The organism is Paenibacillus sp. FSL R7-277, assembly GCF_000517965.1.
In the GTDB taxonomy this organism is placed as follows: Bacteria; Bacillota; Bacilli; order Paenibacillales; family Paenibacillaceae; genus Paenibacillus_AQ; species Paenibacillus_AQ silagei.
Genome location: NZ_ASPX01000002.1, coordinates 57,035 through 72,359 on the forward strand (window position 1 = coordinate 57,035; position 15,325 = coordinate 72,359).

11 protein-coding genes are annotated in these 15,325 nt (G+C 53.1%); 7 read left to right on the forward strand and 4 right to left on the reverse strand.

Translation table 11 applies throughout. The features are described from left to right. Positions 1-214 precede the first annotated feature (214 nt). A complete protein-coding gene (locus tag C173_RS00770; protein WP_036721400.1) occupies positions 215-1,963 on the reverse strand; it encodes an alpha-glycosidase in 1,749 nt (582 codons plus the stop codon). Between the two features lie 865 nt (positions 1,964-2,828). Between C173_RS00770 and C173_RS00775 the strand changes: the two genes are divergently transcribed. The 7 genes from C173_RS00775 to C173_RS00805 all read left to right on the forward strand — a co-directional run bounded on the left by C173_RS00775 (position 2,829) and on the right by C173_RS00805 (position 12,403). Further along, the gene (locus tag C173_RS00775) at positions 2,829-4,163 is read left to right on the forward strand and encodes a sugar ABC transporter substrate-binding protein (protein WP_036721401.1); all 1,335 of its coding nucleotides are present in this window, start codon (positions 2,829-2,831) and stop codon (positions 4,161-4,163) included. 101 nt (positions 4,164-4,264) lie between these two features. Continuing rightward, a complete protein-coding gene (locus tag C173_RS00780; RefSeq protein ID WP_036721402.1) occupies positions 4,265-5,578 on the forward strand; it encodes a sugar ABC transporter permease in 1,314 nt (437 codons plus the stop codon). Continuing rightward, entirely contained in the window at positions 5,575-6,423 is an 849-nt protein-coding gene (locus C173_RS00785; protein ID WP_036721403.1) for a sugar ABC transporter permease, read from the forward strand. The genes C173_RS00780 and C173_RS00785 overlap by 4 nt, the downstream gene beginning before the upstream one ends. Before the next feature lie 120 nt (positions 6,424-6,543). After that, positions 6,544-8,724: a methyl-accepting chemotaxis protein gene (locus C173_RS33445; RefSeq protein WP_036721405.1), complete on the forward strand. Its 2,181-nt coding sequence runs from the start codon at positions 6,544-6,546 to the stop codon at positions 8,722-8,724. A gap of 92 nt (positions 8,725-8,816) precedes the next feature. Beyond that, positions 8,817-9,491, forward strand: a complete 675-nt coding sequence (locus C173_RS00795) for a Type 1 glutamine amidotransferase-like domain-containing protein (protein ID WP_235191718.1) — start codon at positions 8,817-8,819, stop codon at positions 9,489-9,491. 357 nt (positions 9,492-9,848) lie between these two features. Beyond that, positions 9,849-10,745 (forward strand): AraC family transcriptional regulator, encoded by an 897-nt coding sequence (locus C173_RS00800; RefSeq protein ID WP_036721626.1) that lies wholly within the window; start codon positions 9,849-9,851, stop codon positions 10,743-10,745. Between the two features lie 152 nt (positions 10,746-10,897). Further along, a complete protein-coding gene (locus C173_RS00805) occupies positions 10,898-12,403 on the forward strand; it encodes an alpha-glucosidase/alpha-galactosidase (protein WP_036721409.1) in 1,506 nt (501 codons plus the stop codon). 513 nt (positions 12,404-12,916) lie between these two features. Here the strand turns inward: C173_RS00805 and C173_RS00810 are convergent. The 3 genes from C173_RS00810 to yhbH form a co-directional block, all read right to left on the reverse strand. Continuing rightward, the gene (locus tag C173_RS00810; RefSeq protein WP_036721413.1) at positions 12,917-13,492 is read right to left on the reverse strand and encodes a DUF2812 domain-containing protein; all 576 of its coding nucleotides are present in this window, start codon (positions 13,490-13,492) and stop codon (positions 12,917-12,919) included. After that, positions 13,492-13,824, reverse strand: coding sequence for a PadR family transcriptional regulator (locus C173_RS00815; RefSeq protein WP_036721415.1), 333 nt, complete (start codon positions 13,822-13,824; stop codon positions 13,492-13,494). Before C173_RS00815 ends, C173_RS00810 begins: the two co-directional genes overlap by 1 nt. Before the next feature lie 286 nt (positions 13,825-14,110). Then, positions 14,111-15,271: a sporulation protein YhbH gene (yhbH, locus tag C173_RS00820; RefSeq protein WP_036721417.1), complete on the reverse strand. Its 1,161-nt coding sequence runs from the start codon at positions 15,269-15,271 to the stop codon at positions 14,111-14,113. Positions 15,272-15,325: the final 54 nt, after the last annotated feature.

Sequence of the window (15,325 nt, forward strand, 5' to 3'; positions counted from 1 at the left end):
TCTTATCAATCTCTAAAAAGTAAGCAGTTGAACATTACTTTTCCGGAAGAATAGCTGGTTCAAAAATTTCAGCAGACACCTATAAATACTCATTATATAGAGGACACAACAGAATTGATTCTATTGTGTCCTATACTAAGTAGTAGCTCTATTTCATTCTACAAACGTTTGCGCCAAAATGTTCTGGATCAGCCCATAAGAAACCGATCAGAGTTTAGGACATATTGGCCTGAAGCACAGCGAAGCCGTATGCAGGCAACCTCAGTGACAGCTTTCCGCGTTCGGCATGGAGCGCTTCGCCGGTCCACAGATTCTCCCAATTGCGTTCCTGGACGTCCAGCCGGAAGGTCTGCACCGTCTCCTCCGTATTAATCAGTACGATAATCAGATCATCACCCAGACTGCGCTCGTAGGCCAGCTTGCTGCCCCCGGCTGCGGCTTCAAGGAAGGTGAAGCGTCCGGTGCGCAGCGCCGGATGGCTGCCGCGGATCTCAATCAGCTTACGGTAAAAGTTGAATAAATTGCGGTCCTGCCGCTCCGGGTCCCACTCCATACATTTACGGCAGTCCGGGTCGCCTCCGCCATCCATTCCGATCTCGTCCCCGTAGTAAATGCAGGGCGTGCCCATGAAGGTGAACTGGAACAGTGCAGCCAGCTTCATGACGTTCTTATCGCCCTCGGCTACAGTCAGCAGACGCGCAGTATCATGGCTGTCCAGCAGATTGAAGGCGACCTCACTGGCCTGGAGCGGATACCGGGACAGCTGTCTGCCGATCGAATGGGCGAAGCCTTCCGCATCCAGCGTTCCGTAGACGAAGAAGTCAAGCACTGCATCTGTGAACGGGTAGTTCATGACGGCATCGAATTTGTCGCCTTCCAGCCAAGGGGCTGATTCATGCCAGATCTCGCCCAGAATGTAAGCCTCGGGGTTGGCACGCTTCACGACTTTGCGGAAATCACGCCAGAATTCGTGATCCACCTCGTTGGCCACATCCAGACGCCAGCCGTCGATGCCGACCTCCTTAATCCAATACTCTGCGACCTTCAGCAAATATTCCTTCACTTCAGGATGCTCTGTGTTCAGCTTCGGCATCAACGGCTCGAAGGCGAAGGCATCGTAGGTCGGAATGTTGTTCACGACCTGGAGCGGATATTCCCGGATATGGAACCAGTTCTTATACTCCGAATCCTCGCCCTTCTCCAGTACATCCACGAACGGAGCGAAGGTACGGCCCGCATGGTTGAAGACCGCGTCCAGCAGCACACGGATGCCGCGCTCATGACAAGCATCGACCAATCTTTTCAGCGTGTCCACATCACCGAAATGCGGATCGACCTGCATATAGTCCTCCGTGTCATATTTGTGATTGGTGGTGGCAGTGAAGACCGGTGTGAAATAAATGCCCGTAATGCCCAGCTCCGTCAGATGGTCGAGATGATCTATGACACCCTGCAGATCTCCGCCGAAGAAATTATCCGGCCGGGGGGTTCCGCCCCAAGGCTCCACATTAGCAGGGCTTATGCCGGGATTGCCGTTAGCGAACCGTTCCGGGAAAATCTGATAAAACACCGCATCCTTGACCCAGGCCGGAGGTGTGAAGACATCACCGCGGCTTATGTAGGGGAATTCAAACAGCCGGTTGGGGTTCGCGGGACGCTCCTTCTGGAAATCACTCTCTGTCATCCAGATCCGTTCTTGGCCCTGCTGCAGCAGGAAGCCATATTTCAGCCTGCGGTAGAGCGGAACCGATTCGCATTCCCAGTAATCGAACATTGCATCGGAAGTGAACAGGGTCATCGGGATCAATTCCTTGGTGGTGTCCCAGGCATATTTATCACCCGCCCAGGCGAAGACCTCGGTCAGATCCCCCTTCTTGGCACGCAGCCGCAGGTGGATGGTGTTGTGATCATAGGCATACGACCAGTTCAGACGGGGACGATGATACACGGCTTCTAATAACATATTAATTCCTCCTAGATTTAGTTTGGCTATATAGATTGAACTTAAAAATTTAAGTTAAGGGAAAAGTGGCGGAGGGGAATTTTGGAACTGGAGGAGCGGTAGCGACCGCCTTTGTCTGCGGATTTCGACCGCGAACAGCGGTATAAATCATGAAATCTGCAGACAACAGCGGCCGGAAGTCCAAAACTTCTCTGGAGTCACGGCTAATCCCAAAACATAAAAAACAGTGGTTCAATTTATATAGACTACACACCCGATTCTGCACACAACAAAAAGGCACAACCGCCGGTTAGATTACGCCGAGGTTGTACCCGAGAAGGGACAGTGCCTTTAGATTGGTGAAGAATGAGGTGTTTCATGATGGTTTGGATTATAGCACGGAACAAAATGAGGTTCAAGAGGTTTGTACAAACAGTTGCACAAAGTTTCAGGAAGGGGAAACCGATTTCCAAAGTCTGTAAATTGATAATATTTAGCAATTATACAACAATATTCGTCTAAATACGACAAAAAATGCAGAAAAGAATTTTTAAACCGAAGTATATTCAAGTTATTTAAAGAAATCATGTGATAAAAAGAGTAAAGGTAACATTATCCATAATAAACGGCTGAATTCTATTGAATTTACTATGTGCAAACGTTTTTACAACTGCGAGTTAGCTGATGTATTATGGATTCAGGAATGAAGCGCTTTCTAAACCGGGTATAACGTATTCGGAAGAGGCAATTGGAGAAAGCAGAATTTTTTTTGAATCCTCTGAAATCGTTTGCGCAAAGTAGGGAGCAGCAACGTCAAGTCAGTCAAGTCAAAAGAAGCATCATCGTCAAATCAAGTGATATACACACACAGGAGGGGTTAAAAGGAATGAATCTCAAAAAACTTATGGTTCTCACCGCAGCGTGCTCGATGGCAATGTCAATTACGGCGTGCGGCTCAAACAACAATGCCGGAGGAAATGCGGCAGCGACTAATGCTCCTGCGGATAATGCAGCAGCTACCGATAATGCGGGGGCAGGCAGCGACAACGCACCGGCAGCAGGTGAGATCGTCCCGGAAGAGGGCGCTTCACTTGTGATCTGGGAGAGTAAGGAAGAAAGACAGTTCGCTGAAGAAGTTGCGAAGCAGTTCACTGCCAAGTATAACGTTCCGGTCAAAATTGAAGAGGTAGCCCCGCCGGATCAGGTTGGCAAGCTCACCCAGGACGGCCCTTCCGGCCTGGCTGCGGACGTCATCATCATTCCTCATGATAATCTCGGCAAGGCGGCAAGCGCGAGTCTGCTGCTCCCTAATGATATTTTTGCAGAACAGACCAAGGCGGAGAACACTGAGGCTTCCATCGTGGGTTCTTCCTATGACGGCGAGCTGTACGGCTATCCGAGAGCGGCGGAGACCTATGCGCTGTTCTACAACAAGTCTCTGGTCAAAGAAGCTCCCAAATCCTTCGATGACGTCATTGCCTTCAGCAAAACGTTCACGGATAAAGCCAAGAACCGTTACGGCATTATGTGGGAAGTAGGCAACATGTACTTCAACTATCCGTTCATCGCCACTACCGGAGGTTACCTGTTCGGCAAAGACGGTACCGACAAGGACGATATCGGCCTGAACAATGAAGGTGCGATCAAAGGCCTGACTGAATTTGCCAAGCTGAAGGAAGTCCTGCCGATCAAGAGCGGTGACATTAACCCGGACATCAAGCGCAGCCTGTTCAACAGCGGTGATGTCGCCATGGATATTACAGGACCTTGGGAGCTTGCGGGATATAAAGAAGCGCTGGGCGACAACCTCGGAATTGCTCCGGTTCCTACTATTGACGGCAAAACCGCCATTACCTTCTCCGGGATCAAAATTTTCACCGTCAACGCCTACACTCAGTATCCGAATGCGGCTAAACTCTATGCACACTTTGCTTCCGGCAAAGATTCGCAGCTGACACTTAACAAGCTGGTCGGCTCCGTGCCGACGAACCTCGAAGCGCTGAAAGATCCGCAGATTACGGGTGACGAGTTCGTATCCGCGTTCGCAGAACAGGCGAAGAACTCCCAGCCGATGCCTTCGATTCCTGAGATGGGGAACGTCTGGAGCCCGGTGAATGCTGCACTTCCGGCCATCTGGGATAACAATACTGATCCGAAGGCAGCCATGGACAAAGCCGTAGAGCAGATTAAAGACCTGAACAACGGGGCTTCTGCCCAGTAACTACACAATCAACAGCTTACCGTGGAATTAGAGTTGCCCGCCGCATAGCCTGCGGCGGGCAGTTTCCTTGAATTCCGCACGGAGAGGAGAACGGAAGGGAAATGCAGCGACACAAAGCGAGAGCTGGAATACTGTCGGCCATTTTTATGGGACTCGGGCAAATATATAACCGCCAATTCATCAAAGGGCTTATGTTCATAGCTGTAGAAGCTGTGGCACTTATCTATTTCATTAGCAATCTGGGAAGAGCCTTCTGGGGGATTACTACGCTCGGGGAATCTCCAAGCCGTCTGGAAAAGGTAAAGGGGATTGCCAAAATGGTTCCCGGGGACCATTCCATCGTCATTCTGATTGAAAGCCTGATCACCCTGCTGTTCTTTGTGTTATTCCTGATCGTCTGGTATATGAATATTAGGGATGCCTATAAAATCGGAGCAGAACGCGAAAACGGCCGTCCGTCCAATACATTTAAACAATCTGTACGTTATATCCTCGATTATAAATTCGCCCAGAGCTTCCTGCTGCTCCCGGGTATGGGCATTCTGTTCTTCACCATTATGCCGATCATCTTTATGATCATGCTGGCCTTTACCAACTATGCTGCACCGAACCACATTCCTCCGGCGAAGCTTGTAGACTGGGTAGGGTTCGAGACCTTCCGCAATCTGCTGGTGCTGAAATCCTGGAGCCATACCTTTTACGGTGTACTTACCTGGACCATTATTTGGGCGGTTCTTTCGACTGTAACTACTTATTTCGGCGGGATGCTGGTTGCCCTGCTGATCAGCCAAAAAGGCATACGCTTCAAAGGCATGTGGAGAATGCTCCTGATCATTCCTTACGCTATTCCGCAGATGATCTCGCTCCTGTTGATGCGCAACCTGTTCAACGGGCAGTTCGGCCCGATCAATCAGTATCTCGGCTATTTCGGACTAGGCGGCCTGCCTTGGCTGACCGATCCATTCTGGGCCAAGGTTACGGTTATTGTCGTCAACATGTGGGTAGGAATTCCGGTATCGATGCTGCTGATTATGGGGGTGCTGACTACGATTCCCCGCGATATGTATGAGGCTGCTGAAGTCGACGGCGCGACAAATTACCAGAAATTCCGGATTGTCACTCTGCCGATGATCCTGTTCTCTACCGCACCTACGCTGATTATGCAGTTCGCGGGTAACATCAACAACTTTAATGCGATCTTCCTGCTGACGGGAGGGAACCCGGTGAACGGGAACTACCAGTACGCCGGCTCGACGGACCTGCTCGTCACCTGGCTGTATAAGCTGACGCTGGATCAGAACAAGAATAATATGGCGTCGGCAATAGGCATCATCCTGTTCATCATTGTTGCCGGGTTCTCCCTGTACAATTACCGCCGGACCAAATCGTTCCAAGAGGAGGATATGATTCAATGATTATCGGACGCAAAGCTGCGCACTTTATTCGCCTCTGCTTAAGCTATATTGTTCTCGTTGCCCTGGCGGTCGCTGCAATCTATCCTGCACTCTGGATCCTGCTTGCATCCTTCCGTCCGGGTAAATCCCTGTACAGCAAGACGCTGATCCCCGAGACATTCACCCTCGCCCACTATAAGGAGCTGTTCACCTCACCAGTCTATATGTTTGGAACCTGGTATGGGAATACGCTTAAGATTGCGGTGTTCTCGATGCTGATCGGGGTGGTGCTGACGCTGTTGACCAGCTATGCCTTATCCCGGTTCCGGTTCAAAAGCCGTAAGACCACCATGTCCACACTGCTGATTCTCGGGATGTTCCCGGGCTTCATGAGCATGATTGCCATCTATCTGCTGCTGAAGGAGTTCAATCTGCTGGATACTCATCTGGCCCTTATTATCGTCTATGCAGCCGGAGCACCGCTCGGAGGGACGTTGATCGCCAAGGGCTTCCTGGACACGATTCCGCGTTCGCTGGATGAAGCCGCGCGGATTGACGGGGCGAGCAACTTTGGGATTTTCACCCGGATTATTCTGCCTTTATCCCGTCCGATGATCACTTATATAGCGCTGACCCTGTTTGTGGGCCCGTGGGTCGATTTCATCTTCGCCAAGCTGATTCTGCGGACCAAGGAGAACTGGACGGTTGCCGTGGGGATGTGGGATATGGTCAATACGATGCAGAATTCCAACTTCACGTTGTTCGCGGCGGGAGCCGTGCTGATTTCTGTACCCATAATGATTCTCTTCGCCTTCCTGCAGCGTCTGCTGGTTGACGGCCTGACGGCGGGGGCAAGCAAGGGATAGGAAATAGTAATTAGACAATGTATGTACGAATAACGGGTGCGGCCTTGAAGCAGTTCTGAGGGGCTGCACCTTTCTTTTATGGAGGAGAAATCGTAATCTGCATGATAAGGGGAGAGTGTAATGAAACGGCGGCGATTCATTAATTTCAGCTCGGTTGGCGTCAAGTTATTCGTAATTCTGTTCTGTACTATTGTCCTGTTGTCCTCAGTTCTGGGCTTAACCTCCTATTATGCGGCAAAAGGGATCATTACCGATGAGGTGGCAGCAGCCTCCTCACAGTCCATTGTCCAGGCGGCGGACAAGCTGGATTTCCTGTTCGCTGAATATGAAGCGCTCTCCAGGCAATTCGCTGTAGATCCGGCGTTAAAGGCTGATATGGAGACGGTTAATCGCCCGTCCGCCGGTACGGTTGCAAGGTCAGCCGCAGAGGACCGGATACGCCGCAAGCTGGACTCCGTCAGAGGATCGGATGAGCGGCTGCTCGGAGTCCGGCTGGTCGCAAGAAGCATGGTGGACGCCGAATCCTACAAATCGACGGGGATTAGCGGAGTGCGCAGTGATGAAGGCATCCTGGCCCGGATGAAGGAGATTGATAACGGTAAAGGCAATCCGGTCTGGTTCCCCGTCCGGGCTAAAGGCTTCTTCGACGCGTACAGCGAGTCCGCTATGACGATGGGCCGTCTGCTGCGGAATATTCAGAATCCGGCGGCAGAGTATTATATGCTGATCGAGGTGAAGGGACAGGCACTGACAGATGTGCTGTCCAACCTGCATATCGGGCTGGGTGGGGAGATCCGCATCCTCGATTCTTCGGGCCGGGTTGCATACAGTGCTGACGATGCACTGCTCGGGCAGGCTTCTTACATACATACTGGAGCGTTAAAGGACGGGGCGCTGACGGGAGTGCAAAAGGGTGAGGAGCAGAAGCTGCCTGGGGCAGTGAAGAGTGAGGAGCGGGAGCTGACCGGAAAACGGGAGAATGAGGGACAAGAGCCGGCCGGAGCACGGCAAGGGGAGAGCGGGAAGCGGTCCTTCACAGCCGGGGATGAGCAGGGGAGTGCGCAGCTGGTAGTCTACCAGCCGTTGAGTACAGCGGACTGGACGCTGCTGGGTTATGCGCCGGTGAGCGATTTCACCAAATCGGCCGACAGGCTGCTCTATATTACCTTGCTGGTAGTCTTGGCTGCAGCCTTGATTGCTCTGATCATTGGCTACGTTCTGGTGCGGCTGATCGGCCGTCCGCTTGGCAAGCTGGCCCGGTTGATGGAAGAGGGCGAGCAGGGCAATCTGCAGGTGCGGACCAGCTTCAAGGGCCGGGATGAGATCGGACGGCTGGGCCACAGCTTTAACCGGATGATGGAGCAGATCTCCCGGATGGCCGGGCAGAGCAGCAACTCGGCTGCTGAAGTGCTGGTGACCTCGGAGCAGCTCGTTGCCGCTTCCGGCGCGATCAGCGGCCAGGCCAGTGAGGTCGCAACTGCTACCGGCGAAATCGCCGGGGGAGCCGCCAGTCTGGCAGCCGAGGCCGAGAGCAGCAATGCCAAGGTGGAGCTGATGGGCGGCAAGACCAGCGAAGTAGCAGAAAGGAATGCAGTGATGGCCGCTTCCGCTGAGAAGGTCATGGAGGTCAGTGACCAGGGAGCGGAGCGGATGAAGAGGCTGGTATCGCAGAGTGAGGATGTGCTGAAGCTGATGGACCTGATTCAGGAGAATTCAGCCATGCTGCGGGATAGCACGGTGCTGATCCGCAGCATTCTCTCCCCGATGATTGCGATGAACAAGCAGACGAATATTCTGGCGCTGAACGCTTCAATTGAAGCCGTGCGCGCAGGCGCCGCCGGGAGAGGCTTCATAGTCATTGCCAATGAGATCAGAGGGCTGGCCAATCAATCGAGTGAGTCGATTGCTTCTGTCTCCCGGATTACCGAGGAGATCAGCGGCCATATCGAGAACACGGTCAAGGTTGTGAGTGAGGCTGCGCCGATGTTCCACAGCCAGCTGGCCTCGGTCCGGGAATCCTCGCTCATCTTCGGGAGTGTGAGGGCCGAGATGGAGGTGTTCAGCGGAGTTCTGAACCAATCCTCGGCGGCGGTCTCCGAGCTGGCCGAATACCAGCAGCAAGTGGGACAATCCATGGCGAGTGTGATCTCGGTGGTGCAGCAGACCAGCGCCTCTACGGAAGAGGTGGCGTCCATGTCCTCACAGCAATTCACGGTCAGCAGGGAGCTGGTCGCCCTGTCGCACAGGCTGGAGGAGCTGGCGGAGCAGCTGAAGCAGTCGATGATTTCTTTTCAGGGCTGAAGGGATAAAAGGCTGAGGGGGAGCGGGCGAGGAAGCGTATTGCGGGAACCTGCGCTTTTCTATAAGATGGATGAGGTAAGATGCAGGATATCTTGAATACTGAAGGTGATGTCATGGACAAGCATTTATTTCTGAACGGCGGCGGTCCTCCGTTTACCCGTGGACTGGCACGGAGGTTCGTAAGCGTGATGGCAGCAGGACCAGTCGCTGTATTATTTGAAGAAGGCGAAGACTGGCCGGACTATATGGCAGCTTGCATGCAGCCGCTGGTTGACGCGGGGATATCCGAGATCCGTTATTTGCCGCTGAAATCCACAGCGGTGGAGACAGCTATGGAGAGTCTGCGGGCTTGCGGCGGGATCTTTATCGGAGGCGGGGATACGGATCTGTATGCCGACCTCATTGTGGATACAGCTATCGGGGAGGTGATCCGACAGCGGTATGAGTCCGGTGTGCCGGTTACCGGCTTCTCGGCAGGAGCCTTGATTAGCCCGGAGTGCTGTGTAATTTCCGCCAAGGATAATGAGAGCAGACAATTCAAACACCGCAAGGGCCTTAATCTGATTCCTGATCTGCTGCTATCCGTCCATTTCACCCAGTGGGATGAGGAGGAGCATCTGCGGACAGCGGTCCGTACCCTCGGGGAGCTGCCGAATTACGGAATTGACGAAGAGACCGGCATCTACCTGCTGAATGGACAGCCCGAAGAGATAGAGGGTGGCGCGGTGTACAGTCTGGTGAATGGAATATTGACAAAGATTCATTGAAGATGATGAACGGGAGCAGAGGGCGCGGGCCTTCTGCTCTTTTTTTGCGCCGGGGAATCTGGGCATGTAAGCTCCAGACTGGTATGAAGGCATGTAGGCGGAATGTGATCGGAAAACCGATCACAATCGGCTGGCGAGGGGTGCGTGGGCGGAATGTATGCGGAAAGCCGAACATAATTTGCTGGCGAGAGGGTCGTGGGCGGAATGTAATCGAAAAACCGAACACAATTTGCTGGCGAGGGGTGCGTAGGCTTGTGGATGGGGGGAGGGGGCAACTCGCTTCTTGTCCTGCCTGCGCTCAAGCGATACACTTGTGCTATCGATACTGGCAGAGGGGAGGCGGGCGGTGTGGCGGAGATGAACGGGAGTCTTTTTGAGCAGGGATTGCTGGAGCGGGATTATAGCCCGCACTTTCTGGCTTACTATTATAAGCAATGGAGCAATTATACGATGGCTTACCATCATCACAACTCCACGGAGATCATGTATCTTATCTCGGGCAGCTGTGTAGTGGAGGTGCGGGATGAAGCGGGCGGCGATACGCCCTTCCGGCTGAAGCGGGGAGAGATGATTCTGCTGGATGCGGAGGTGCCGCACCGGCTGATTGTGGAAGAGGGCTCCTCATGCCGGATGCTAAATGTGGAATTTGCTTTTACCGAATATGGGGGAGTAGTTCCGTCCATTGGCAGCTTGGCCCGGGAGGAGGAGGTGTTGGCAGAGCTTATGCGGCATCCGTTCGATAGTCTGGTGTTGTCCGATCAGGAGGAGGTTTTCCATGTGTTGAAGGCGCTGGTGCTGGAGCTGGATCAACGCGGGCGGAAGGGGAGCAGCATGGTGCATCTGCTTTTCGCGGAGCTGCTGCTGCGTCTGGCCCGGCTGCGCATGGAGTCGCTCCCGTCCAGCCAGCAGCCCTCGCAGCTCTACGTGCGGCGGGCCATCGAGTTCCTGCACCAGAATTATGACCGGAGCATTCAGGTTAAGGAGGTTGCGCTCTCCGTGAATGTTCACCCGGGTTATCTGCACCGCATCTTCCGGACGCACACAGGGCAGACCCTGACGGACTACTTGAACCAGCTGCGTATGGAGAAGGCCCGGATGCTGCTAGGACAGGGGGAGATTCCGGTAGCGGAGATTGCCGACTATGTGGGGATCAGCAGCAGGCAGTATTTTCATCTGCTATTCAAGAAATATTCAGGCTGCACTCCTATCGAATACCGCAACTCTATCGAACGCCATTACTGGAGTGAAGGATAGTTTCGTGTTCTACCGGGGAAGGGTATGGCGTATAGAAAGTTAGGATTGTTGACAGGATGCCGGCAAAATGGTCATGATATTGGTTACGCTTCCGGCAGTCCCCTTGTTACAATGGACAGGAGTCAATAATTCATTGCCGGAGGATGATTATTATGTCTTTTAAAGTAACCTTTATCGGGGCAGGCAGTATCGGGTTCACCCGCGGACTGCTGCGCGACCTGCTGACTGTGCCGGAATTCCGTAATATCGAAGTTTCGTTCATGGATATAAACAGCCATAACCTGGACATGGTCACCGAACTGTGCCAGCGGGATATTAAGGAGAATGGTCTGGATATCACCATCTCTTCCACTACGGACCGCAGGGAAGCGCTCAAGGGGGCCAAGTACGTATTTTGTACTATCCGTATGGGTGGCCTTGAGGCCTTCGCTACCGATGTGGATATTCCGCTGAAGTATGGCGTGGATCAGTGTGTAGGAGATACGCTGTGCGCAGGCGGGATTATGTACGGGCAGCGCGGGATTGCGGAGATGCTGGAGATCTGCCGTGATATCCGTGAGACAGCTGCGCCGGATGTATTGCTTCTGAACTACTCGAATCCGATGGCTATGCTGACCTGGGCCTGTAATAAATACGGCGGTGTGCAGACCATCGGGCTCTGCCATGGCGTACAGCATGGACATCAGCAAATCGCTCAGGTGTGCGGCCTGGAGAAATCGCAGGTGGACATTATCTGTGCCGGGATCAATCACCAGACCTGGTATATCTCTGCGAAGCATGAAGGCAAGGATCTGACGGCAGGTCTGCTCGAGGCTTTCGAGAAGCATCCTGAGTACAGCCGTACCGAGAAGGTACGGATTGATATGCTCCGCCGCTTCGGCTATTACAGCACGGAATCGAACGGTCACCTGAGCGAATATGTGCCCTGGTACCGCAAGCGCCCGAGCGAGATCATGGACTGGATTGATCTGGGCGTATGGATCAACGGGGAGACGGGCGGCTACCTGCGGGTCTGCACGGAAGGCCGTAACTGGTTCGAGACGGACTTTCCGAACTGGATGAAGGACCCGGCGCTGGAGTACATCCCGGAGAAGCGGGGCGAGGAGCATGGCTCGTTTATTATCGAAGGGCTGGAGACAGGGCGTGTGTACAGAGGCCACTTCAACATGGTGAACAACGGCGTGATCTCCAATCTGCCGGATGATGCCATTATTGAAGCGCCGGGCTACGTGGACCGCAACGGCATCTCGATGCCGCTGGTCGGTGACCTGCCGCTTGGACCGGCGGCGGTCTGCAACGTCAGCATCTCTGTGCAGCGCCTGGCGGTAGAAGCAGCTGTGCATGGAGACGACAAGCTGCTGCGCCAGGCGTTCATGATGGACCCGCTGGTCGGCGCCGTCTGCAATCCGAAGGAGATCTGGCAGATGGTTGACGAGATGCTGGTGGCCGGAGAACAGTGGCTGCCGCAGTACAGCGCAGCTATTGCAGAAGCGAAGGAACGCCTTGCCTCCGGTGACCTGATCCCGACGAATGCCGGCAACGAAGGCGCCGCCCGGCTCAAGGTGAAGTCAGTAGACGAGATGATGCAGGACCGCGAGGCCGCGAACAAGAACGCCGGGGAATCCGACAAGGGCAAGGACCGCGAGAAGGTGCAGTAAGCGGAGCAGGCATAAGCCTGGTCGGAGCGGAAAAATATTGGAATTAGGGCTGTCCCAAAAGTCATGATGACTGCTTGGGATAGCCCTTTAATTTTGACGTAGGTCGAGGTGTGTATGAGCAAGTAGGGTCCAGGTGTATGTGTATGCGAAAAACCGAACACAATGTGCTGGAGAGCAGGCACGCGGTCCAGATATATGCGAAAAACGGCTCCCCTTGATGTGATGGGGGAAATAGGTGGATATTGGGCACTTGCTAACCAATAAATAGACGATACTCCGGCAAGAGTTGGAAAAACAACACTTAAATATTCATACCTCTCCCGGTAGCAGCCAAATCGGCAATAGCAGATGCTGTTTTTCCACTTAGTTCCCTATAATCGTCAAACGTTGAAGAATTAAGCTGCATTAATCCACTTGTTATCTGCAGTGGTTGTGGATGCTGTAGCTATGGTTAGCCCGCAGGAGTATTAATTCTACTATTTCCGCTGGTTTGCGAGATTGTAAAGCAGTTCCTCACTCCCGAATCAGCTTCTCCTGCTGCAGCCGCGCGATCTTGCGGCGGATAGGCAGGCTGAGCCAGATGAAGAACAGGCCCAGAATGATAACGGACACTCCCACGACGAGGTTGATTTTGTAGATGTTAGAAGAAGTGTTCAGCATAATCAGCATGAGATTTAAAGAGCCGATGATCAGCTCCATGAATGCGAGGGACAGATAGACTTTATAGATTCTCTGATAGTGCTTGATCTTGGAATCTGCATCGGTATAGATCTGGAAGGGGCCTTCAGAGGCCTTTCTTCTGAAGAACACCCAGCGTTGGTTCATGAAGGCACGATTGGCCTTGGTAGGGGTCCCGGATGGCACCCGCTCGGCTCCGGTCTCCTCCATGAATTGCAAGTAGCCTGCCGCCTCCTTCGGGTCCTTCTCCAGCAGCTCAATCCGGTAAATATACTCCCCCTTAGCGCTCTCTTCGAACACATAACGGGCCCAAGAATGCTCCACCAGGGCCAATCCCTTGGCCGACATTTCATTCAGCCACGCTTCTTCCTTCTCGAAATCCATGAAAAATTTGCGCACCACCTGACTCATTACACTTCGCCTCCCATTAGTTTTCTTCCATTAGTGAGCAACTCGTCAAGCCTTGTCATTTCACTCTGGACGATCGATTTGCCTAGCTCCGTAATCTGATACTCCTTCTTGCGGGAATCTTCTCCGCCAGCCAGCAGCTTGATCCAGCCTCGTTCCACAAGTGTGCTTAACGCCCCGTATAACGTGCCTGCACCCAGCTCCACACGCTGATTGCTCAGCAGCTTCACGTTCTGCATAATCCCGTAGCCGTGCATCGGGGTGAGCAGTGACAAGAGGATATAATAGACGCCTTCGGTTAGCGCCCCGTACTCATTGTTGCCGGACAATGCCATCACCTTCCTTATCGCGTATCTTTGAGCTTCATTTCACAGACCGGGAATTTCCTTTGTATCATTCGGCGTTATAGCATCTGACGTTATACCATCTGTCGTTATATCGTCAACCGATACATTTATTATATCGGCTGCCGATATAATAGTCAACAGGGATATGCGGTGCAAGTTCGACAGCACAAAAAACCCCGCACACCGCAATAAGCGGCAGGGCGGGGCGGGAACTCACAACAAGAATGCGCATAGCCCGGGGTGGCTTGGGCTGACAAGTCTAATGTCAGGCTGCTTAAGCTTCAGTAACCTTTTTGCCGAAAAAAGCCTTCAGCGCCAGATACACTTCCTTCTTATCCTTAATCACATAATGCATGAACTGCTCCTGCTTCAGGTGGCGGTAGGCGGACATCAGGGTGCTGCTGCGGTTGTACTGGTTCACCTCGCCGTAGCCAAACATGTTGCTGCGCTTCAGCAGCTCGCCGATCAGCTTGACGCAGCGCTCATTGTCGGAGGTCAGATTGTCGCCATCCGAGAAATGGAAGGGATAGATGTTGTATTTGGCAGGCGGATAGCGGCTGTCGATAATCTCCAGTGCTTTCTGATACGCCGAGGAGCAGATCGTCCCCCCGCTCTCCCCCCGGGTGAAGAAGTCATGCTCGCTGACCTCTTTGGCTTCCGTATGATGGGCCAGGAACACAATATCCACCTTCTCATACTGGCGGCGCAGGAAGCGGGTCATCCAGAAGAAGAAGCTGCGGGCGCAGTATTTTTCAAAAGTGCCCATACTGCCTGAGGTGTCCATCATGGCGATAATCACGGCATTCGAGTGAGGGACCGTGATGTCATCCCAGGTTTTGTAACGTAGATCATCAGGGCTGATGCTGTGTATTCCGGGATTGCCGCTGCTGGCATTGCGCCGCAGATTCTCAAGAAGTGTACGCTTTTTATCGATGTTCGACATCATGCCTTTTTTGCGGATATCGTTGAAGACAATCGATTTGACCTCAATCTCTTCCTTATCCTTCGGCTTCAGATGGGGCAGCTCCATATCCTGGAACAGAATATCCTCCAGATCCTCCAGATCGACCTCAGCTTCAACGGTATCCGCCCCAGGCTGATCTCCCGCCTTATCCCCTTTGCCCGGCTGGGCCGACTGGGAATCGCGGCCAAGTACATCCCCCACCTGGCTGTCCCCGTCTCCCTGTCCGACATGCTTCTGCTTGCGGAAATTATAGATAATCCGGTATTCATCCAGACTGCGGATCGGCACCTTCACAATCTGCTTGCCGCCTGACAAAATAATATTCTCCTCGGTAACCAGATCGGGCAGATTGCCCTTGATGGCTTCTCTGACCTTTTGCTGGTGACGCTCCTGATCCTGATGGCCTTTGCGGTGAAGGGACCAGTCTTCTTTGGATACGACAAATGCGTATGGACCGGACGGCTGGGACAAGGATGACCACCTCCCATGGACTGTGTTATTCGGTAATGTCACTACGGAGACTAA